This window comes from Roseovarius sp. MMSF_3350, from assembly GCF_030733425.1.
GTDB lineage: Bacteria > Pseudomonadota > Alphaproteobacteria > Rhodobacterales > Rhodobacteraceae > Roseovarius.
The window spans coordinates 160,653-181,093 of sequence record NZ_JASHIZ010000008.1 but is presented as its reverse complement, the minus strand read 5'-3'; the positions used below and the strand labels follow the sequence as shown (position 1 = coordinate 181,093).

The following is a 20,441-nucleotide window of genomic DNA, read 5'->3' as shown; positions in this document are numbered from 1 at the left end:
GGGCGGGAGGCGGGCGGGTCTTTGGCCTGAACGATGCGGAGGCGCTGGCGGATTGGCTGGGGCAGGACATGAGCGCAAGGCTGGAGCGGCAGGATTATCCGCTGATCTTCTGGAGCGACATGGGCCGGTATCTGCTGTTGCTGGCCGCGGTGCCGATGCTGCTGATGTTCCGAAGGCAGGTCGCATGAGGGGGCTGGCGTTGATAACGGCGGTGTTCCTGCTGGCGGGGCTGGCCCTGGGCGGCGCGGCGTCGGTGGGGCGCGTTCTGTTGGCGGTGGGGCTGCCGGGATGGGCGGCGGCGGTGTTCGAGGCGCCGGACTGGCAGGGCGTGGCGCGGTTCCGGGCCGGCGCGTACGACGCGGCGGCAGAGGCCTTCGCGGCGGCGGGGCAGGACTATAACCGTGGCAATGCGCTGGTGTTCGCGGGGGAGTATGCAGGCGCGCTGGAGGCCTATGACCTGGCCATCGCGGCCGGCGATCCGCGGGCGCGGGCGAATTTCGATGTGGTTGCGGCCTATTACGCGGGGCTGGCGATCGACCCCGAGGCGCTTGACCTGCTGCCCGACCGCAAGCGCGGTCCCACGGCAAAGGCCGAGGTGGGAGAGGGCGACGCGCGGGCGGCGTCGACCGGGGACGGGGTGAGCAACACCGGCGCGGCACTGGGCATGGCAGAGCTGGAAGGCCGTGGCAAACTGGGGGTGCGGCGGGTGTTCAAGGACTATTTCATGGTGGCCGACGACCGCTGGCTGTTACAGTTGGAGGACGTGCCGGGGGAGTTCATGTCCGAGCGGATATTGCAGGAGCACAAGCGGCGCAGGAACCTGGGCCTCGCGCCGCCCGAGGCGGAGGATCCGGGATGACGATTGCTTGTGAGACGCCCGCCGCGGGTCCGCCCCGGCCCTCGAGCCGGGGCCTGTCGCGGGAGAAGGCGAAAGGTCCCGGATCAAGTCCGGGACGGCGGGGGCGTGTGTTTGCGGTCGGAGTGTTGGCGCTTGCGATGCTCGTGCTTCTGATGCCGGCGATGGCGTTCGGACAGACGCGCGAGGTGCATCCCGGTGAGTTGGCCTTGGAGGTCAGCGTGGAGGAACGGCAGGCGACACCCTTCACGCGGGAAATGGTGCTGCTGACCATCCGTGGCACCTATCGGCGCTATATCACCCGCGAGATGCTGGTCCAGCCGGAACTGGAGGGCTTCAACTGGTCGCAGCTGGGGCCCGACACCTGGCGTGAGGAGCGGATGGACGGGCGCAAGGTCAAGGTCTTCATCCGGCGCATGGCGGTCTATCCGGAGCGGCCGGGAACCCTGACCATCGGGGCGTTTCGCCACCGGCTGACGCTGACGGACGAGGGCGACGATTGGTTCGAGCACGAGGTCGCGTCGGAGCCGCTGACGATCGAGGTGGCGGCGGCGCCGGAGGGCAGTGGTTGGTGGTTTCCGGTGCGGCGGCTGGAAGTGTCGGACACGTGGTCGAACGCGCCCGACCAGCTGGTGCCGGGAGAGGGTGTGTTGCGGGTGATCCGCGTCGAGGCGCTGGGCGCGACGCCCGAGATGATCCCGCCGATGCCGGAGCTGAACTCGCCTTCCGGCATGATCTTTGCGCATCCCGAAAAGCGGCTGATCCAGTTGACGCCGGAAGGGCCGAAGACGATCGCCTTCTGGCGCTGGACGGTTCGGCCGGGCAACGATGTGTCGGCGGTCGTCGAGCCGCTGAGCTTTGACTATTTCGACACCACGACGCGCGAAACCCGGACGGTGGAGATCGATGCGCAGCGGGTGGCCTATGGCGCGCGGCTGCCGAGAAGTGGGGCCGATGCACAGGCCGCCACCGGGCCCGAGCCTGCCGAAGCGGTATTGCCGGGCGGTCCTGCGCTGGGCGCGGCGCTGGCGGTATTCGTCGCGGCGCTGATGCTGGGGCTGAGGGGACGGTCGTGGTCGGGGCTGCCCAGGGTTTCGGACTGGGTGCCGGCATTGCATCCCAAGCGGCGCGCGCTGCGCCGGGCGGCGCGCGCCGGGCGGGTCGGGGAGATGCGGCAGGCGCTGGTGGCGCTGTCGCAGGCCGGCCGGGGCGCCGAGACCTACCGCGCGCGGCTGGCGGAGCTTGACCGGGCGATCTTCGCGGGCACCGGCGAGCCGGGCGATTTGACGCGGTTCGCGCGCTGAGAACGTGACGGCCAGCCGGCTGCGCCCCGGGGCGACGTTGGCGCGGCGCAGAAAACGCTGTGTCGCAAGGGCTTGCAGGGGCAGGATCCGGAGGATTTCCGAAAACCTGTGCCGGGCACGCGGTTGGCGGGGCGTTAGGCTGTCTGTCGCCGGTCCGCCCCTGTCGGAGCCAAATGGTTGATCATTCTCGATTTGATGCTACTTTTCTCTTTGGGAGGACCGGCATGTTGGCAGCAAGAGACAATTGCGCAAACGCGCAGCCTGTGTCGTCGGTGATGATCGTGGACGACCATCCGCTTTACAGCGACGCGCTGGAGACGGCGCTGACGTTGGGATTTCCGGAATGCGACATTCGCAAGGCGGGCAGCCTGAAGGCCTGTTTCGATCTGCTGGACGAAGGATTTCTCCCCGATCTGGTAATGTTCGACCTCAAGCTGCCGGACGTGACCGGCGTGTCGGGATTCGAGAAGTTGCGTGAGCGGCTGCCGGAAGCGCGGGTGCTGGTGATCTCGTCGCTGGCGTCGAGCGAGTTGGTGCACACGCTGTTGCGGTCGGGCGCGATGGGATTTTTGCAAAAGGACGCCTCGGCCAAGACGCTGCAATTCGCGGTGTCCGAGATCACTGCAGGGCGGCGCTATATTCCCGCCGAATACGTCAATGCCGAGGCCGGCGAGGGCCAGGACGACCTGTTCAAGACCACGCCGGAGCTGAGCATCCTGACGCCGCAGCAGGTCAACATCCTGAAGCTGATCTGCGCGGGCAAGCCCAACAAGCAGATCGCCTATGAACTGTCGCTGGCGGAGGCGACGGTAAAAGCGCACATCACCGCGCTGTTGCGGCGGCTGGACGTGCGCAACCGGACCCAGGCGGTGGTGTTCGTGGAGTCGGTGATGGCGCGCCATGCCGAACCCGAGGCGCGCGCTTTCCTGCAGCACTAGGCGCAGGCGCGTGAAATCCTCTCCCCCTGAATTCGTGATCATCGGGGAATCCCGGGCCGAGGACCCCGCCACCGCCGTTGCCGAAGCGGCGGCGGGAATGGCGGGCAAGGGCCTGTGTTTCGTGTTCGCGATCCTGCCCGGTTGCCTGGATGTCGATGAGACCAGCGCGCTGTTGTCCGGGGCGTTCCGGGGCGTACCGGTCTTCGGGTGCAGCTCGGCGGGGCAGATCACCACCGACGGCTATGACGACCAGGCTCTGCTGCTGCTTGGGTTCCCGCGGCGCAATTTCCGCTGCGCGTCGATGCTGTTCCGGGACCTGTGCCCGGATCACGCCACCGCCTTTGCCGCCGAGGCGCAGAAACAGGCCGAGCGGTTCCGGCACACGGCGGGCTGGAACCGGTTCGCGCTGATCGTGGCGGACGGGTTGTCGAAACAGGAGGATCTGCTGGTTTCGACCCTTGATGCGGTGCTGGGCGACGTGCCGATCTTCGGCGGATCGGCGGCGGACGGGCTGAAGTTCGAGCGGACGTTCGTGCTGCATGACGGAAAGGCGCATTCCGGGGCCGCCGTGCTGTTGCTGATCGAGACCGACCTGCAGTTCCAGGGCGTGGCCTTTGACCATTTCCAGCCCGAGGGGGCTCAGATCGTCATCACCTCGGCCGACCCCGAGGAGCGGCTGGTCTACGAGATCAACGGGGCGCCGGCGGCGGAGGAATACGCGCGGCTGGTGGGCTGCCCGCCCGAGGCGCTGAGCCCGGAGGTGTTCGCGGAGAACCCGATGATGCTGCGCCACAACCTGACGCATTACGCTCGCGCGATCAGCGACACCAAGCCGGGCGGCGCGCTGTCGCTGCTGGCGGCGATCGACGACGGGCTGATCCTGACGCTGGGCCGCGCGCAGGGCAGCCTTGATGCTCTGCACGAAGGGTTGTCGACGCGCGACGCGGCGGGGCAGCCGCCGGATTTCATCCTTGGGTTCGACTGTTTCCTGCGGCGGCTGGAGTTCGAGCACAAGCAGCTGACCCAAGAGGTTTCGGACATTCTGCGCACCCATCGGGTGATCGGATTCAACACCTATGGCGAGCAGAAATCGGGCCTGCACATGAACCAGACCTTCGTGGGCGTGGCGTTCTTCAGGCCCGAGGCGCGGGTGCTGAACTGATGCTGGTGAATCCCGACGATCCGCTGGACATACAGGTCGAACGGCAGGCGCGGATCATCGACGCGCTGATGCGGAGGGCCAACCGGCAGGACGATGTGCGCCCGTCGGCGTTTCGCGCCTTCCAATCGGCGATCGAGTTGCAGGAGAAGATGCAGGCGCAGGGCCGCGACCTGGCGCGCGCGGTGTCGGAGCTGGAGACGGTCCGCGGCGAGCAGGAGCGGATGCGCAAGAGCCTGGTGGCGGCGCTGTCGTCGATGGAGGGCGGCTTTGCCCTGTTCATCGACGGCAAGCTGGAGCTGTGCAACCACCTGTTTTTGCAGCTGTTCCCGGATATCTCGAACAAGATCGACACCGGGCTGTCGATCGGGCGGTTCTTTGCGCGGCTGGTGTCGAGCAAGTTCTTCCGCTCGGCCGACCGCAACCTGGCCACGCTGCCCGCCACGCTGGAGAAGCGACGCGACGAAGGGGTGATCACCTCGGTCATGATCGAGATGGCCGACGACCGCTGGTTCCAGCTGAGCGCGCAGCACACCTCGGGCGACAACGTGGTGCTGCTGTTGACCGAGATCACCGATTTCGTGCGGCGCAACCGGTCGGAGAAGGAAAGCCTGATCGACCGGCAGGAGGATTACCTGAAGGCGGTGTTCCAGACGCTGACCTCTGGGGTGTGCACGTTCTCGTCGCGGGGCAAGGTTCTGATGCATAACGGTCAGTTCCGCGAATTGCTGGGCCTGCCCGCGTCCTATGTTGCGGAAGGTGAGCCGGTGACGGCGCTGGTGGAGTATCTTTTCGCCAACGGGCTGGCTGTCGAGGGGGGCGCCGTCAATATCGAGGCGATCTATCGCAAGCTGGTGACCGAAGGCGCGTTCCGCCAGCGCGTACGGCTGGGGCCCGAGCGTGTGCTGGAGCTGCACATGCACGAGATGCCCGACAGCGGCTACCTCGTGGAGGTCGAGGACGTGACGCTGGAAGCACGCGCGACCGAGACGCTGGAACGCCGGGTGATGGAGCGCACCGCCGAGCTGACCCGCGCCAACGAGAAGCTGACCGAGGAGTACGAGAAAAAGGCGCGCGTCGAGGAGGCCTTGCGCGACGCCAAGGACAAGGCGGAGAAGGCGGTGTCGTCGAAGACGCGTTTCCTGGCCGCCGCAAGCCACGACCTGTTGCAGCCTATCAATGCCGCCAAGCTGTTGATCTCGACCCTGCTGGAGACGTCGCGCGGCACCGACATGCATGGCATGGTGGAGCGGCTGGAAGGCTCGTTCCGGTCGACCGAGCAGTTGCTGCACTTGCTCTTGGATATTTCGCGGCTGGAAAGTGCGGCGCCCGACACGGTGTCGCCGCTGGTGGTGAACCTGACGGCGATGATGAACAGCATCCATGCCGACCAGAGCCTTGTGGCCGAGCAGAAGAACGTGCGCCTGAAGATGGTGCCCTGTTCGGTGCTGGTGCGGTCCGACCCGGTCTACCTGTTGCGGTCGATCCAGAACCTGGTAGTGAACGCCATCCAGTACACCCAGCCGGGGGGGCGCGTTCTGGTCGGGTGCCGCCGCCGCGAGGGGCGCGTGGTGCTGGAGGTCTGGGATACCGGCATCGGCATCCCCAAGCGCGATCAGCAGCGGGTGTTCGAGGAGTTCGCCCGCGCCGATGGCGAGAAGCTGGCCGCGGGCGTCGGCCTGGGCCTGTCGGTGGTGGAACGGGCCTGTCGGCTGCTGGGGCACAAGCTGTCGGTGAAGTCGAAGCCCGGCGTTGGGTCGGTGTTTCGGATCGAGTTGGAGACGGTCGCGGATGCGCCGGCGGTCAACGAACCGCTGAGCCTTGCGTCGAATGCCGATGACCTGCTGGAAAACCAGATCGTTCTTCTGATCGAGAATGACGAGGATGTTCTTTTCGGCACCACCAAGCGGCTGGAACAATGGGGGGCCGACGTGCTGGCCTGCCGGTCGATCGACGAGGCGCTGACCTGTGTCGAGGACATGGGCATGGCGCCCGATATCATTCTGGCCGATTACACGCTGGACAATGACGAGACCGGCGTGGACGGCATAGCGAAGGTGCGCAAGCTGACCGGGGCGCACGTGCCGGCGATCCTGATCACCGCCGATCGCAGCCCCAGGGTGCGGGCGGCGGGGCTGACTTATGACATCTCGGTGATCTACAAGCCGGTGAAGCTGAACCGTCTGCGGCCGCTGATGGCGTGGAAGATCGGTCAGCAAGGCGGTGCCGATGGGCAGGGTGATACGAAAGTGGCCGGTGACAGCGTCGCCGGAGCCTATAGTGTCTGGTCCGAATAGGGAGGAGATTTGAGCATGATGACGCGTCTGACGAGCGCCGTGATCGGGGTCGCGCTGAGCTGTGCAACGGCGATGGCCGCCCCGCTCGACGGGCAGGAAACCTATGATCTTTTGTTCAAGAACGGCACGCTGGACAGCGTGTCGCGCGATCAGTCGCTGGTCTATGAGCGGGAAGTCAGCAACGCGCTGGCGCCCGACGCGGCAGAGCGCGATTCCGGCAAGGTGGCGCTGACGGTGGGCGAGGGCGAGAGCCCGATGGCGGTGCTGGAACTGCGGCAGGGCGAGAAGTACCGCAAGCTGGGCCAGTTTCCGGCCAGCGTGGGCAACCCGATGATCATGTTCTTCTACGAGTCCACCGTGCGCGATATGGCCGAGAGCGCGGGCGGCAGCAAGTTCTACATCCGCAACCGGGTGAAGGAGGCGCTGGTGCAGCCCAACGAGGTGACGATTGGCAAGGCCGAGTATGACGGTGAAACCATCGAGACCCAGACCGTGACGATGCAACCCTTTGCCGAGGACCCCAACCGCGCCCAGATGCGCGGTTTCGGTGACCTGAAGCTGACGGTGACGATGTCCGAGGACGTGCCGGGATGGTATCTGAACCTGCTGGCCGAGGCGCCGGGGCCGGAGGGTGGCGAGGGCTATCGCTCGGAACTGACATTCGAGACGCTGGAGGAGGCGACGCAATGAGACAGCCGCTTGAGTTCGGTCCCCCCCGTCCCGGGCTTGACCCGGGACCTCTGCGCGCGAAGGCCGAGAGGCCCCGGCTCGGGGGCCGGGGCGGCGTGGGGCGTGCGTTGGTTGCGATGATGATCGCGGCACCGGGGCTGGCCATTGGGCAGACCGCCGCCGAGCGACTGAACGATTTTCCGACGGCGGCGCGGGCGGATTACGTGTTTGCCTGCATGTCCACCAACGGCACCACGCGCGAGATGCTGCAGAAATGCTCGTGCTCGGTGGACGAGGTGGCGCAGATCCTGTCCTACGAGGAATACCTGGAGGCCGAAACGGTGCTGTCGATGCGCCGGGTGGGCGGCGAGCGTATGGCGGTGTTCAACAGCTCGGCCGCCGCGGCGAACCTGGTGGCGGAACTGCGCCGGGCGCAGGCGGAAGCCGAGATCGTCTGTTTCTGAACAAACCTCAGCTGGTCGGCTCGACCTCTTTCTTGCCGGGCATGGTGCGGTAGACCAGCGGCGCCTCGGTGTTGGACGCGTGGGTGTCCGCCTTTGTCTGCAGCGCGCCGTGGTGGGGTGACTTGATGCACACGGGGTCGGTCGCGGCGGGGTCGCCGACGATGGCCATGGCCTGGCACCGGCAGCCGCCGAAATCCACCATCTTGCGCTCGCAGGACTTGCAGGGCTCCTGCATCCAGTCGGTGCCGCGATAGGCGTTGAAGGCAGCGCTGTTGTACCAGATCTCGTCGAGCGGCTTGTCCCGCACCGTCTCGAACTCCAGATGCGGGATGGACTGCGCGGCGTGGCAGGGCAGAACCTGCCCGTCGGGGGCGACGTTGAGGCCGGTGCTGCCCCAGCCGCCCATGCAGCGCTTGGGGTAATCGTCGTGATAATCCGCGGGCACGTAGTCGATCACCAGCCTGCCCTTCAGGGCGGCACGGGATTCGGCGACGATGCGGGTGGCCTCGCGCGCTTGTTCGCGGGTGGGCATGAGGGTGTCGAGGTTCTTGAGGGCCCAGCCGTGGAATTGCACGGTGGCCACCTCGATCCGGCGGGCGCCCATTTCCTGTGCCATCTCGATGGCGCGGGGCAGCTGGTGCAGGTTGCGCCGGTGCAGGACGGCGTTGAGCGTGAGCGGAAAGCCGATCTGGCCGATCCACTCGGCCACCTGCATCTTGCGCTTGTAGCCTCCGTTATAGCCGCCGATCTCGTCGGCCATTTCGGGCGTGGTGCCCTGCAGGGACAATTGAATGTGGTCGAGGCCGGCCTCGTCCAATTCCTTCAGCCGGCGCTCGGTCAGGCCGATGCCGGAGGTGATGAGGTTGGTGTAGAGCCCCGCGTCGCGGGCGGCCTGCACGAGCGGGACGAGATCCCGGCGGGAGGCAGGCTCGCCGCCCGAGAGGTGGAGTTGCAGCACGCCGAGCCTTGCCGCCTCGTCAAAGACGCGGACCCAGGTTTCGGTGTCCAGCTCAGAGTCCTGCCGGGCCAGTTCCACGGGGTTGGAACAATAGGGGCAGGAGAGCGGACAGCGGTGTGTCAGCTCGGCGAGCATGGCGATGGGGGCGGGTATGGTCATTGGGTCACGTCCAGGAACCGGCGGTCGCGCAGGGCCGTAAGGAAGCCGCTGCTGTCCTCGGTGATCTGCTCGACCGGGGCGTTGTACTTGTCCGACAGGGCCTGCGTGATCTCGCCGAAGCTGCGTCGGCCGTCGACCTCGGTCAGGATGGCGTGGCCGATCTGGTCGAGGGTGATGGCGCGTTCGGGGGCCAGAAGGACCCAGGTGTCACGTACCTTGTCGAAATGCAGGCGCACGCCGCGCGGCAGGGAGGGAATGTCGGTGGCGATCATCACGAGGCCCTTTCGAGCAGCAGCCCTTCGCCCGGTTGCCAGCCGCCGGGCGGGATGCGGGCGGGTTCCACATAAGCGCTCCAGAGGGCGTCGAGCTGGGACCAGAGCACATCTGTCTTGAAGATCAGGGCGTTCGCGGCCGCGTCCTGTTTTTCCTGCGTATCGGCGTGGTCGAGCACCCAGGCGAGGCCGAAGGCGACGTCCTTGGGCGCTTCTTTCAGTCGGGTCTTGAAATAGCTGAGCGAGCTGTCGTCGGCGAAGTCGTAGTTTTTCAACAGGCCCTCGATCCGGTTGGCGTGGATCTTGGGCGCGAAAAGCTCGGTAAGGGAGGAGGCGACGGCCTCCAGGAGCGTCTTGTCGCGGACGAAGCGGACATAGGCATCGCAGGCGAATTTGGTGGCGGGCAGGACGCCCTCGCGGGAGGCGACATAGGTCGGGTCCAGGCCCACGGCCTCGGCCAGCCGCAGCCAGCGCTTGATGCCGCCTTCGTTCTCTGCAGTGCCGTCGTGGTCCTCGATGCGCGACCGCCAGGCGCGGCGCAGGTCGGGATCCTCGACGCGGCTCATAAAGGCGGCGTCCTTCATCGGGATGGTGTGCTGGTAATAGTAGCGGTTCAGAACCCAGGCGCGGACCTGGTCGGGCGTGCAGTCGCCGCCATGCAGGCGGTCGTGGAACGGGTGCAGGTCGTGGTACCGCTCGGCGCCGATCTTGCGCAGGCGGGATTCGAATTCTTCGCGGCTTTGCGTCATGGGGTGATCTCCATTCCGTCCTGTCCGATGATCCAGCCCGCTGCTTGTGCCTCGGCCTTTTCCGTCGAGTCGGGGCGCAGCACCGGGTTAGTGTTGTTCATGTGCACGAAGACCTTCTTGCCGATATCGAGCCCCTCGAAAGCGGCGATGGAGCCGTCGGGGCCGGACATGGACATGTGGCCCATGCGCTTGCCGGTCTTCTGGCCCAGCCCGGCGCGGACCATTTCATCGTCACGCCAGAGCGTGCCGTCGAAAAAGAGCATGTCGGCACCCTGAAGGCGCTCCCGCAGGTCGTCGTTCAGCCGGGCGCAGCCGGGAATGTAGAAGGCCGTGGTATCGCCGTTTTCCAGCATCACGCCCACGGTCTGTTCGCCCATCAGGTCGGTTTCCACCGTCTCGCCCTCCATGTAGAGCGGCACCTTGCCGGGAACAGCGAAAAGCGTCGCGGTCAGGTCGGGGGCCAGTTCGAAAGGCTCGTCGAGGGCGATGTTGCGGCGGGTCACCACTTGTGCGTTCAGCGCGTCGAAGATGGGGTTGGCGGCCAGAACCTCGTGAATGCCCTTGGTGGCGAACAGCGTGAAAGGTTGCATTTCACGCAAGGTAAGGAGGCCGGCCACATGGTCGATATCGCCATTGGTCACCAGTACGGAAGTCAGCGGCAGCTTGCGCAGGTCCGTGGGGTAAAGGGCAGGCGTGTTGGCCAACTGGTCCCGTATGTCGGGCGATGCGTTCAGGATCGCCCAATCGAACCCGTTGCCAGTGACGGCGAGGGACGATTGCGTTTGTGAGGGTATATCGCCTGAACGTGCAAGATTGCAGTTGTCACAACCGCAGTTCCACTGGGGCAGGCCGCCCCCGGCAGCAGCGCCGAGAATTTGCGCGCGGAATGACATCAAGTATCCTCCCGCGCGCAAGCCGTCTTAGATCAGGACTTCGCGCTCTTCGTCGAAGTCAGGTCCGTACATGTTGATTTCCATGCCGCATTCGATTTCGCGGATGATCGGTTTTGCCCATGCCATGATGGTATCCTCCTTTGAATGACACTAGAAAGATGACAACTCGGCCGCTTCATTGCGACTCTTATTTTCTTTGAAACGCTTAGACTTTAGTCCCGGTTCCCGGGGTCGAGCCGCGGGGCGAGACCATCTATGATGAAGCCCTGATTACGTACAGTCTTGATCTCGAAGCAGAAATCGGCGTCGCGCAGTTTTTTGCGCAGATAGCCGATATAGACGTCCACCACGTTTTCGTTACCCGAACCTTCGGCCTGCCAGAGCGCATCGAAGATATCGCCGCGGGGCAAAGGCGTGCCGTCATGGGTGATGAGAAGGCGCAGAAGGTCGTCCTCGCGCTCGGTCAGGGACACGCGGGCGGTGTCGGTTTGCAGGACGCGCTCGCGGGTCAGTGTGGCGGGCTGCGGGCGCTGCGAGGTCGCGCGACGCTCCTGGACGCGCAGGCGGGCCACCAGTTCGTCGAAGCTGAAGGGTTTGACCACGTAATCGTCGGCCCCAGCCTCGAGCCCGGCGGTGCGGTGTTCCACGTCCGACAGCGCCGAGAGCATCAGGATGGGCAGGGTGGCGCCGTTTTCGCGGGCACGGCGCACGAGGTCGAGGCCACTGTCGGCGCCCAGCATGACGTCGATGATGGCGCCCGAGAAGGTCTCGGCGCGCAGCATTTCAAGCGCGTGATCATAGCGGTTGACCGTCTCGGCCTCATAGCCATGCAACCCCAGCCCCCGCGCCAGGGCGGAGGTGATTTCCGGGTCGTCGTCGACGATCAGGAGGCGGGTCATGGCGGTGCGGTCTCTTTCACGGCTGCGGCGCTGAGAATAGCGTCGTTTTAGCCGGTTGAAAGGGAAAGGCGAACCGCGATCTTTGTCCCGGGTGCGGCGCCCAGGGCGTCGGCGGGGGGAACGGGGCTTTCGAGGGTGATGGTGCCGTCATGGGTCTCGACCACCCAGCGGGCGAGCGCCAGCCCGATGCCGAACCCCTGGGCCGAGGCGCTGCCCGATTGCGCGAAGCGTTCGAAGATGTCGGGCTGTTCCTCGGGCGCGATGCCGGGTCCGTTGTCGATGACGGCGATTTCGGCGGCCTGGCCCTCCGAACATGCGTCCAGGCGGACCTGTCCACCATCGCGGGCGTGGCGGATGGCGTTGCGCACGAGGCCCACCAGCACCTGACGTATCCAGTTGCGGTCGCAGGTAAGGGTGACGTCAGGGATCTCGGACAGGGTCAGGGTCATGCCAGCGTTGTCGGCCTCGGCGCGGACTTCTTCGTGCACTTCGGTCATGAGGTCGGGCAAGGCGACCGTCGCCTGATCGAGCGCCAGTTGTCCGCTGTCGGAGCGGGCGACGCGCAGAAGGTCGTCGATGCGGCGGTTGAGACGGGCGGCGCGGGCCTCGATCGTGGCGAAGGCGTCGGCATCGGGTCCGCCCGCCGCCCGGCCGATCTGGGCCTCCATCAGGATGACGGTCAGCGGCGTACGCAGCTCGTGGCTAATGTCGGCGAAGAAGCGGCGGCGGTTCTCGTCGATCTCGGCCAGGGTTTCATTCGCGGCGCGCAGCTCCTCGGTCCGGGCGGAGATGATGCTGTTGAGTTGCGCGCGGTCCTGTTCGACCGCCGATTTGCGGGCGGCGAGCGCGTGGGCCATGCGGTTGGTCTCGGCATACAGCCCGCCGATCTCGTCGCGGCGGGTTTCGGGCAGGTCGATGGCGAAGTCTTCCTGCCCGATCTTCTGCGCCGCGTCGCGCAGGCGGTCCAGCCGGGCGAATTGCGGGCGAATGAGGCCGAAATAGAAGGCCAACACCATCACAATGGCAGCCACCGCGATGCCGATGGCGGCCAGCGTCAGTCTCTGTCGCAGGCTGACGATGTCGGCCCGGATGGCGTTGCGAAAGAGCTGTTCGGTCTGCACGGCCTGGCTGAGAAGCGGATCGAAGCCGGTGGCGAAGCTGTCGATATGGGCTTGCAGGCGGGGGCGGTCGATGTCGTCGCTCGAGAGGCCGCGCATGGTGCTGGTCAGGAGCGCCTCCATCCGGGCGAGGCCGAGGGATTGGGTACCAAAGCGGGACTGGGCCTCGATGCCGAGATCCTCGGCCTCCTGCACGGCCTGGGCGACGTTCTGTTGCAGACGCACGAAGGACGTGCGGAGATTTTCGACCACGGGCTCCAGCCGCTCGGCGCGGGTGTCGGCGGGCATCTCGCGCTGCACGGCCTCTGTCGCGACGACGAGGAAGGTGGCGGCCTGGGTCGAGAGGCCGGCATAGCCCGACATGCGCTGCTCGGCCTTGAGGGTGGCATCCAGCCGGTCGGAGACGGCGAGAAGACCCAGCCAGAGGATCAGCGCGGTGACCCATGTGCCGACGCCAAGGGCGAGGGCGCCGAGACCGAGCAAAGACTTCAGCGACATGACGAGACCGCCCTAGGATTGGGCAATCGCGGTGAAGTGCCGCATTCTTTCGCACAATTTCTGGCGTGACGCGGTGCGCACGGTGCGGTTACGCTTTTCTTCAGGGGTTTGCTGTTGGATAAACGACGGCACGGGAGCGAGGACCAACGCAACGCGTAAGGAACGGATATGATAGAGCTCCTGTTCGTCGCCTGCCTGGCGACAGATCCCACCCAATGCCGTGAACGCAGTCTTGTCTTTACCGACGTGACGCCGATGCAATGCCTTGCCGGGGCGCAGCCGGAACTGGCGCGATGGGTATCGACCCACCCCAACGAGCGGGTCCTGAGCTGGCGCTGCCGGACGGTGAACGATACCGAGTTCGACATCTGAGCGGCCTCAGGTCTTGCGCTTCATCAGGCCGCGGGCGGGGTCGTAGCCCCAGATGGCCAGTGCGCAGAAAACCAGCGTGCTGCCCAAGACCCAGGCGAGCGCGGTCCAGTTGATCTGCAGGTAGAGCGAGAAGCGGATCAACTCGACCGCGTAGGTGAAAGGGTTGAGCGCGCAGATGTCGCGCAGGAGCGGTGAGCTTTCGGCCATCTTCCACAAGGGGTAGAGGGCCGAGGACATGAAGAACATCGGGAAGATGACGAAGTTCATCACGCCCGCGAAGTTTTCCAACTGCTTGATGAAGCTCGACAGGACCAGCCCGAGACCGCCGAGCATCAGCCCGCCGAGGATCAGGCTGGGCAGGACGGCGAGGTAGCCCCATGTGGGCATGGTGATGCCGAACGCGGCGGCGATGGCGAGGAAGGTGTAGACCTGCAGCACCGAGATGATCGTGGCGCCGAACAGGCGGCAGATCAGCAGCCACCAGCGCGGGAAGGGGCTGGTCAGCAGAAGGCGCATCGAGCCCATTTCCCGGTCGTAGACGAGGCTGAGCGAGGATTGCATGCCGTTGAAGAGGAGCACCATCGCGCAGAGGCCCGGCACTATGTAGGTCTCGTAGGTGATGTAGGTCTGGTAGGGCGGGATGATCGACAGGCCGAGGGCGGCGCGGAAGCCTGCGGCGAAGATCAGGAGCCAGACGAGCGGGCGGACGAGCGCGGCGATGAAGCGCTCGCGCTGATGCACGAAGCGCAAGAATTCGCGGGCGATGATCGCCTTGGCGACGCGGAAGGTGCCGGTCATGCGACCTCCCCCGTGCGCGACAGGAACCAGTCCGACAGGCTCTGATCGCCGCGGGCGGCCCCGGCGGTGCCGCGGTGGATGATCTGTCCCTTGTGCAGGACGACGAGCGCGTCGCCATCGCGCACCTCGTCCGTGAGGTGGGTGGTCCAGAGGACGCAGAGGCCGGTTTTCGTGAGTTCGTGAACGTGGTCGGTGATGCCTTGCCGCGACGCGGCGTCGAGACCCACGGTAGGCTCGTCCAGCAGCAGGACGTGCGGGGCGTGGATGAGGGACCGCGCGAGTTCGGTGCGGCGGCGATGACCGCCGTTGAGGTCGCGGGCCTTTTCGTCGGCGCGGTGGCGCATGTCGAGCTGGTCGAGGGCGGCGTCGATGCGGCCGGGGATCTCGGATTTCGGCAGGCCCTGCAGGGCGGCGAAATAGGCGAGGTTCTGGCGGACCGAGAGGTTGAGGTCGAGCGTGGATTGCTGGAAGACGACGCCTAGCTTGCCCAGAGCCTTGCGGGGTTCGCGGCGCATGTCGTGGCCGGCGACAGAGATTTCGCCCTGGGGGGCCACCAGCAGGCGGGTCAGCAGGGCGATGAGCGTGGATTTGCCGGCGCCGTTGGGGCCGAGAAGGGCGCAGAAAGTGCCGGGGACGACGTCAAAGGTCACGTCGTCCAGCGCCTGTTTGGCGCCGTAGTTGAAGCTGAGGTCGTTGACGGTCAGGCCTGTGGTCACGTGGTCTGGTCCTTTGTCGTTCCGGCAAGTTGCGCGCCGTTTGGCCCAGTTTCCAGTGTCAGGGTCCGGTGTGCAAGCCGTGTCGCCTCGGCCATGTCGTGGGTCACGAACAGGGTCGCGGGCTGGTGGCGGGCGATGAGTTGCTCGGTGAGGGTCAGCATCCGGTCGGCGGCGGCGGCGTCGAGCGAGACGAAAGGTTCGTCCATGATGAGCAGGTCGGGCTGGCCCGCGAAGGCGCGGGCGAGGGCGAGGCGGCGCTGCTGGCCGAGGGAGAGCTGGCCGGGGAAGAGCGTCTCCTTGCCGGTGAGGCCGACCTCTTCGAGCGCGGCGAGGGCGCGGTCGCGGGGCAGGCCCGGATGCAGGAGCGTGAGGTTGTCGAGGGCGGAGCGCCAGGGCAACAGGGTGGGTTCCTGGAAGACCATGGCGATGGCGTCGGGACGGTCGATGCGGCCTGCATAATTGGTGTCGATGCCCGAGACCAGCCGCAGGAGGGTGGACTTGCCGATGCCGGAGGGGCCGACGAGGGCGACGGTTTCGCCCTGCGCGATGTCGAAAGCGATGGGGCCAAGCACGCGGTCGGCGCCGAAGCGTTTTTCAGTGATCGAGACTGTGATCATGCGCGGCGCCACCGGGTTGCGTGGCGTTCCCACGGTTGCAAGAGCGCCCATTCCACCAGAAGCATCACGGTGATGAAGGAAAAGGCGTAGACCAGCACCATGGCGACGTCGAAAAGCTGGAAATAGAGGTGGATCTGGAAGCCGATGCCGGAGGAACGGCCGAGAAATTCGACCACGAGGACGATCTTCCAGATGACGGCCACGCCGCCCCGCGCGGCGGCGGCGATGAAGGGGCCGAGTTGGGGCAGGATCACGTGGCGCAGGCGGGTCCAGCCGGACATGCGGTAGACGCGGGCCAATGCGTCAAGCTGCGGGTCCAGCGCACGGGCGCCTTCGCGGATGACGATGGCGACGTTGGGCACCTTGTTGAGCGTGACGGCGGCGATGGCGGCGGCCTCGGTCAGGCCGATCCAGAGATAGCAGAGCACGATCAGCACCAGTGCCGGCAGGTTGAGGAAGATCACCAGCCACGGATCGAGCCAGCGGTTGAGCGCGGGGTAGCGGCCCATGGCGAGACCGATGATCCCGCCCAGCGTCATGGCGAGGCAGAAGGCCCAGAGCACGCGCAGGAGGGTGGCGGAGAGGTGGGTCCAAAGCTCGCCGCTGGCGATTTCCTGGGCGAAGAGGGGCGCGAGGGCCCACGGGGTGGGCAGGACCTGGGGGTCGGCCTTGAGCGTTGACGCCATGACCCAAAGGGCGAGAAGTCCCACGATGGAGAGAAGCGGCGTCAGCTTGGTCTGCATTTACTGGACGTCAGCAAACAGGCCGTCGGGGAGTGTGTCGGCCTGCCCCACCAGGTCGGCGCCGCCGAGGTCGTGCATCAGGCTGAGAAAGGCCTGGGCGGCGTCGGTGTCGATGGGTTTGCGGGCCGGGATGCCGGCGATCCAGTCGGTGCGCAGTTGCTCGAATTCCGCGTCGCTGTCGGCGTCCATCATCGGGCGCAGGTCGCGCCAGATCTCGTCGGATGACATGAGCAGGGCCTTGGCCTCGCGGCTCGCCTCGAAGAAGGACTGGGCGAGGTCGGGGTTCTCGGACAGGAACTCTTCCTTGAAGTAGTAGCCCAGCAGGGGCGTTTCGGGGTCGAGACCCAGCTCGCGGGCTGCGGTCTCGACGGAAATCAGTTCGCGCATCCCGGCGGCCTTCATCTTGGCGAGGTAATGCCAGTAATTGATGGCCCCCGCGAGGCCGCCGTCAAGGGCGGTACGGAAGATGAGGGGTGGGGCGCCGAAGACCTGTTCTGTTTCCGCCTCCAGATCGAGGTCGTGCGCCTGCTGCGCGTAGGCGCGCAGAATGAGCCAGGATTTGTCGAGCGGGCCGCCTGCGATGCCGAGTTTCTGGCCCGAAAGGTCGGCCAGCGTGTCGGCGGTGGAGTCGGCGGGAACAACCACGCCGCCGACGGCGCGGGAGTAGGGGAGGAAGACGTAAGGCTTGCCTGCGGCGCGCTGGCGGGCGACCCAGATCCAGTCGGCGACGGCCATGTCGGCCTCGCCCCCTTCGACGGCGATTCGTGTGGCGCTGTTGTCGGCATAGGGCTGGATTTCGAGGGTGAAGCCGTGTTTTGCGTCGAGGCCTTCATCGACGATGGTCTGAAGCTCCCAGTTGACGGTGCCGATCTTGAGAGTCGCGGCGCGGATCGTTGGGGGCTCTTGGGCGTAGGCCGCCATGCTGCTTAGCAAGAAGGAGAGAGATGCTATGATGTGCAACATGGCGGGCCTTTACTCCATGGGAGAACGGATAATTTACTCGGCGCGGCGTTCGACCTCGTTCAGGTCGGCGTCGAGGACGATGTCGAACTGGTCGCCGCCCTTGCAGATGACGTCGTCAAGCTCGTAGCCGCCGTCGTCTTCGGCTTCGATGTCGGCGGGATCCATCTGGCATTCGATGGAGGCGAGATAGGCCTCGATTTTTTCCACCGTTTCGGCATCGACGTGGTCGTCAGCGAGGGCGGGCGAGGCGACAAGCGCCGCGATTGCGATAATGCGTTTCATTTTCAAGGCTCCGTTACTGGATGTTGAAGGTGACTTGTTGCGTTTCGCCGGTGGAGCCGGGGATGCGCAGCGTGTGGCTGCCCGGCTTGATGGCGATGAACGAGATCGTGGCGACGCCCGCCTTGTCGAATTCGAGCGAATCGACGGCCATGGGACGGATCTCGATCTGGTTGATGACGATTTCGTTCATCCAGATCGCGCGGAAGAAATCGCTGCCGGTGACGGCCAGCTCGGCCGAGCCGTCGGCGGTTATTTCAAGCGTGTAATAGGCGCCCGATTGCAGGTTCACGGAGCCTGTTTCGTGCAGGGGCTGACCCGAGGCGAGGGTGATCGGGATGTCGTCACCGCGGTTGCAGGCGGCCAGCAGACCGGCAAAGCCGAGGTCGTCGCAGAGCGGTGCGGCGGCGGCGGGGCCGGTGAGGCAGGTGGCGGCGGTGGCTGCGGCCATCATCAGTTTCTTCATCTTTTCTGTCTCCTTCATTATTCGATGGTCACCACGCCCCAGGGCTGTTCGCCAACCTGGATGGAGCGCACGGCCTCTTCCTTGGCCACGTCGATGACGGTGATGTCGTTGGAATTGCCGTTGGTTGTCAGCAGGTATTTCTCGTCCGGCGTGAAATCGAGCTGCCAGACGCGCTGGCCCACGAGGATGTAGTCCAGCACCTCGAGGCTTTGGGCGTCGACCACGGCGACGCGGTTCGACGGGCCGAGCGCCACGAAAAGGCGCTTGCCGTCGGAGGTGACCTTGGCGCCCACGGGTTGCAGCCACTCGGGCTGTATGTTGGGAACCTCGAAGCTGATCTTCTCGATCAGGGTGGGCGTACCGTCCTCGGCGATGTCCATGACGCTGACCGTGCCGCCGATCTCGGACGTCACGAAAAGGCGCGTGCCGTCCGCGGTATACTGGGCGTAGCGCGGGCGCTGGTCGACAAGGATGTTGTGCTTGATCGTGTAATCCTCGGTCGAGATGAAATGCGCCATGTTGGTGGTTTCGGACGTGTTCACCACCCACTTGGCGTCGGGGCTCATGCCCATCCCTTCGGGCTCGACGCCCACGGGGACCTCGGCCAGCACGGTGCGGCTTTCGGTGTCGGTGACGGTCACCAGGTTGTCATCCTCGTTGGCGATATAAAGCCGCTTGCCCGAAGGCTCGATGATGAAAAGCTCGGGATCGGGGCCGGAGGGCAGCGAGGGTAATTCCTCGTAGGTTGCCGAATCGAACACACGGACGAGGTTGTCGTCGGAGGCGCAGACATAGATCTTGGTGCCGTCGGGGCTGGCGGTGATGCCGCGGGGGCGGTTGCCGGCGAAGAACTCGTCGGTCACTTCCCATGTTTCGGTGTCGATCACGGTGATGGTGTTGCCGCGTTCGTTGGTGACGAAGGCCTTGCCGGCCAGCGCGGGCCCGGCGGCGAGCGCCAGGGCGGAGGTCAGAAGGAGTGCCTTGAGTTTCATGTGTTCCCCTTAGTTGCTGAAGGCCGTGCAGGCCGATTCCGGGCGGTCGAGGCCGAGCGTGTCCTGCACGGCGTTCTGGTGCAGGAACCCTTCCTGCGGGCTGACGCTGACAGTGATGCGGCCGTCATAGAGCATGACCTGCTGGCGCATCTGGCCGTTCCAGTCGCGGAAGGTGACTTCCTGCCCCTTGAAGCCGGCCAGTTCGAATTGATCGGACAGGAGGTACTCTTTCACGCCGTCGGGCTCGGCGGTCTGGGCGCGGGTCACCGCCTCGCCCACGGCGCGCAGGGCGATCCAGACGTTGTAGTCGGCATCCTTGATATAGCGGCCCGCCAGTTCCTCGAAGCGGGTCTGAAGCTGGGTCGCGCCGTAGGATTCGTGCCCGCCGTGCATCTGCACCGGGCGCAGGCCCGAGGAGCCCATGACAGGGCGCGGATCCCACATGTGATAGGTGAGGTAGGCGGCGAAATAATCGGTTTCGTCGGCGGTGATGACCACGTCATGCTCGGGCAGGCCCTGCATGAAGGTGGGCAGTTGGCGCTGCACCTGGGCATGGCCCGAATCTGTGCGGCGGGCGCCGCCGGTGTCCTCGAACACGCGTTCCTCGACGATCTCGGCGCCGAACTTGGTGGCGGCGCGGCGATAGGCGTCGGCCAGCGCGATATCGGCGGGGTTGGAGCCGGAAATGAGCACCCAGCGGGGCCACTTTTTCCAGATGGCGAATTGCGCGATGGCGTCGGCCTGCTGGGCATAGCTGGTGGCGGTATGCAGCAGGTTGGCGCGGCATTCCTCGTTGCGCATCGGCATGTCGCCGGCGTGGGCGTTGAAGACCAGCGCGCCATCCTCGGCGGCACGGTCGGCAAGGCGCAGAACGTCCTCTTCCCGGGCATGAACGACGATCAGGCGGATGCCTTCGGCGAGAATCTCATCAAGGGCGGCATCGGCGGTGTCGGGCGCGGCGGATTTCTTGACCGTCTCGTAGGTATGGCCCATGAAGCTGCCGGTGGAGTTGTTGTCCTGATCGGCCAGCGCGGCGCCGGCGAAGCCCAGATCCTCGGGCGCCTCGTCGAAGCGCGAGATCGGGCGCTGGACCTGGTAATCGACGCGCAAGACGGCGGCGCGCACGTCGATCGCGGCGGCAGATCCTGCGGTGAAAATCAGCGTGGCGGCGCAGAGCAGCGCGGCCGCGAAAAGCGTCGCAAAACGGTTCAGCACTTTTATCCTCCCTTACCGCCAGATTGCCTCTCGCGGCCCGACCAATA

Annotated in this window: 24 protein-coding genes and 1 pseudogene; 9 read left to right on the top strand and 16 right to left on the bottom strand. The window is 65.8% G+C overall.

The window, feature by feature from the left end; genetic code table 11:
• From RBB31_RS10105 to RBB31_RS10070, 8 genes and pseudogenes are all read left to right on the top strand, one after another.
• A pseudogene (locus RBB31_RS10105) lies at positions 1-188 on the top strand (VWA domain-containing protein); the annotation flags it as partial.
• The gene (locus RBB31_RS10100) at positions 185-859 is read left to right on the top strand and encodes a hypothetical protein (protein WP_306129153.1); all 675 of its coding nucleotides are present in this window, start codon (positions 185-187) and stop codon (positions 857-859) included. The pseudogene RBB31_RS10105 and the gene RBB31_RS10100, both read left to right, overlap by 4 nt.
• A 137-nt stretch (positions 860-996) precedes the next feature.
• Positions 997-2,160 (top strand): hypothetical protein, encoded by a 1,164-nt coding sequence (locus RBB31_RS10095; protein ID WP_306129152.1) that lies wholly within the window; start codon positions 997-999, stop codon positions 2,158-2,160.
• 224 nt (positions 2,161-2,384) lie between these two features.
• Positions 2,385-3,098 (top strand): response regulator transcription factor, encoded by a 714-nt coding sequence (locus RBB31_RS10090; protein ID WP_306129151.1) that lies wholly within the window; start codon positions 2,385-2,387, stop codon positions 3,096-3,098.
• A 10-nt stretch (positions 3,099-3,108) separates the two neighbouring features.
• Positions 3,109-4,260, top strand: coding sequence for an FIST N-terminal domain-containing protein (locus RBB31_RS10085; RefSeq protein WP_306129150.1), 1,152 nt, complete (start codon positions 3,109-3,111; stop codon positions 4,258-4,260).
• Positions 4,260-6,554: an ATP-binding protein gene (locus RBB31_RS10080; RefSeq protein WP_306129149.1), complete on the top strand. Its 2,295-nt coding sequence runs from the start codon at positions 4,260-4,262 to the stop codon at positions 6,552-6,554. The genes RBB31_RS10085 and RBB31_RS10080 overlap by 1 nt, the downstream gene beginning before the upstream one ends.
• 15 nt (positions 6,555-6,569) lie before the next feature.
• Entirely contained in the window at positions 6,570-7,244 is a 675-nt protein-coding gene (locus tag RBB31_RS10075) for a hypothetical protein (RefSeq protein WP_306129148.1), read from the top strand.
• Positions 7,245-7,360: 116 nt separating this feature from the next.
• Positions 7,361-7,687 (top strand): hypothetical protein, encoded by a 327-nt coding sequence (locus RBB31_RS10070; protein WP_306129168.1) that lies wholly within the window; start codon positions 7,361-7,363, stop codon positions 7,685-7,687.
• A gap of 7 nt (positions 7,688-7,694) precedes the next feature.
• On the opposite strand, the gene pqqE is transcribed toward RBB31_RS10070, so the two are convergent.
• The 7 genes from pqqE to RBB31_RS10035 form a co-directional block, all read right to left on the bottom strand.
• Positions 7,695-8,804 carry a pyrroloquinoline quinone biosynthesis protein PqqE gene (gene pqqE / locus RBB31_RS10065; RefSeq protein WP_306129147.1) on the bottom strand — a complete coding sequence of 370 codons (1,110 nt, stop codon included), beginning with the start codon at positions 8,802-8,804 and terminating at the stop codon, positions 7,695-7,697.
• On the bottom strand, positions 8,801-9,076 hold the full coding sequence (pqqD, locus tag RBB31_RS10060) for a pyrroloquinoline quinone biosynthesis peptide chaperone PqqD (RefSeq protein ID WP_306129146.1): 276 nt from the start codon (positions 9,074-9,076) through the stop codon (positions 8,801-8,803). Before pqqD ends, pqqE begins: the two co-directional genes overlap by 4 nt.
• The gene (gene pqqC, locus RBB31_RS10055; protein ID WP_306129145.1) at positions 9,076-9,825 is read right to left on the bottom strand and encodes a pyrroloquinoline-quinone synthase PqqC; all 750 of its coding nucleotides are present in this window, start codon (positions 9,823-9,825) and stop codon (positions 9,076-9,078) included. Before pqqC ends, pqqD begins: the two co-directional genes overlap by 1 nt.
• The gene (pqqB, locus tag RBB31_RS10050) at positions 9,822-10,718 is read right to left on the bottom strand and encodes a pyrroloquinoline quinone biosynthesis protein PqqB (RefSeq protein WP_306129144.1); all 897 of its coding nucleotides are present in this window, start codon (positions 10,716-10,718) and stop codon (positions 9,822-9,824) included. The genes pqqC and pqqB overlap by 4 nt, the downstream gene beginning before the upstream one ends.
• 27 nt (positions 10,719-10,745) lie before the next feature.
• The gene (gene pqqA, locus RBB31_RS10045; RefSeq protein WP_057796095.1) at positions 10,746-10,844 is read right to left on the bottom strand and encodes a pyrroloquinoline quinone precursor peptide PqqA; all 99 of its coding nucleotides are present in this window, start codon (positions 10,842-10,844) and stop codon (positions 10,746-10,748) included.
• Positions 10,845-10,930: 86 nt separating this feature from the next.
• Positions 10,931-11,617, bottom strand: a complete 687-nt coding sequence (locus RBB31_RS10040) for a response regulator transcription factor (protein WP_306129143.1) — start codon at positions 11,615-11,617, stop codon at positions 10,931-10,933.
• 47 nt (positions 11,618-11,664) lie between these two features.
• Positions 11,665-13,233, bottom strand: coding sequence for a HAMP domain-containing sensor histidine kinase (locus tag RBB31_RS10035; protein ID WP_306129142.1), 1,569 nt, complete (start codon positions 13,231-13,233; stop codon positions 11,665-11,667).
• Positions 13,234-13,401: 168 nt separating this feature from the next.
• Between RBB31_RS10035 and RBB31_RS10030 the strand changes: the two genes are divergently transcribed.
• Positions 13,402-13,605 (top strand): hypothetical protein, encoded by a 204-nt coding sequence (locus RBB31_RS10030; RefSeq protein ID WP_222450869.1) that lies wholly within the window; start codon positions 13,402-13,404, stop codon positions 13,603-13,605.
• Between the two features lie 6 nt (positions 13,606-13,611).
• Here RBB31_RS10030 and RBB31_RS10025 read toward each other — a convergent pair whose 3' ends face one another.
• The 9 genes from RBB31_RS10025 to RBB31_RS09985 all read right to left on the bottom strand — a co-directional run bounded on the left by RBB31_RS10025 (position 13,612) and on the right by RBB31_RS09985 (position 20,394).
• The gene (locus RBB31_RS10025) at positions 13,612-14,403 is read right to left on the bottom strand and encodes an ABC transporter permease (RefSeq protein ID WP_306129141.1); all 792 of its coding nucleotides are present in this window, start codon (positions 14,401-14,403) and stop codon (positions 13,612-13,614) included.
• Positions 14,400-15,119: an ABC transporter ATP-binding protein gene (locus tag RBB31_RS10020; protein ID WP_306129140.1), complete on the bottom strand. Its 720-nt coding sequence runs from the start codon at positions 15,117-15,119 to the stop codon at positions 14,400-14,402. The genes RBB31_RS10025 and RBB31_RS10020 overlap by 4 nt, the downstream gene beginning before the upstream one ends.
• On the bottom strand, positions 15,116-15,736 hold the full coding sequence (locus RBB31_RS10015; protein WP_306129139.1) for an ABC transporter ATP-binding protein: 621 nt from the start codon (positions 15,734-15,736) through the stop codon (positions 15,116-15,118). The genes RBB31_RS10020 and RBB31_RS10015 overlap by 4 nt, the downstream gene beginning before the upstream one ends.
• The gene (locus RBB31_RS10010; RefSeq protein WP_306129138.1) at positions 15,733-16,479 is read right to left on the bottom strand and encodes an ABC transporter permease; all 747 of its coding nucleotides are present in this window, start codon (positions 16,477-16,479) and stop codon (positions 15,733-15,735) included. The genes RBB31_RS10015 and RBB31_RS10010 overlap by 4 nt, the downstream gene beginning before the upstream one ends.
• A complete protein-coding gene (locus tag RBB31_RS10005; RefSeq protein ID WP_306129137.1) occupies positions 16,480-17,400 on the bottom strand; it encodes an ABC transporter substrate-binding protein in 921 nt (306 codons plus the stop codon).
• A 75-nt stretch (positions 17,401-17,475) separates the two neighbouring features.
• Positions 17,476-17,724 carry a PepSY domain-containing protein gene (locus tag RBB31_RS10000; RefSeq protein WP_306129136.1) on the bottom strand — a complete coding sequence of 83 codons (249 nt, stop codon included), beginning with the start codon at positions 17,722-17,724 and terminating at the stop codon, positions 17,476-17,478.
• 13 nt (positions 17,725-17,737) lie between these two features.
• Positions 17,738-18,187 carry a hypothetical protein gene (locus RBB31_RS09995; RefSeq protein WP_103764963.1) on the bottom strand — a complete coding sequence of 150 codons (450 nt, stop codon included), beginning with the start codon at positions 18,185-18,187 and terminating at the stop codon, positions 17,738-17,740.
• A 17-nt stretch (positions 18,188-18,204) separates the two neighbouring features.
• Entirely contained in the window at positions 18,205-19,179 is a 975-nt protein-coding gene (locus tag RBB31_RS09990; protein ID WP_306129135.1) for a YVTN family beta-propeller repeat protein, read from the bottom strand.
• Between the two features lie 9 nt (positions 19,180-19,188).
• A complete protein-coding gene (locus tag RBB31_RS09985; protein ID WP_371931317.1) occupies positions 19,189-20,394 on the bottom strand; it encodes an ABC transporter substrate-binding protein in 1,206 nt (401 codons plus the stop codon).
• Between the last annotated feature and the right edge of the window lie 47 nt (positions 20,395-20,441).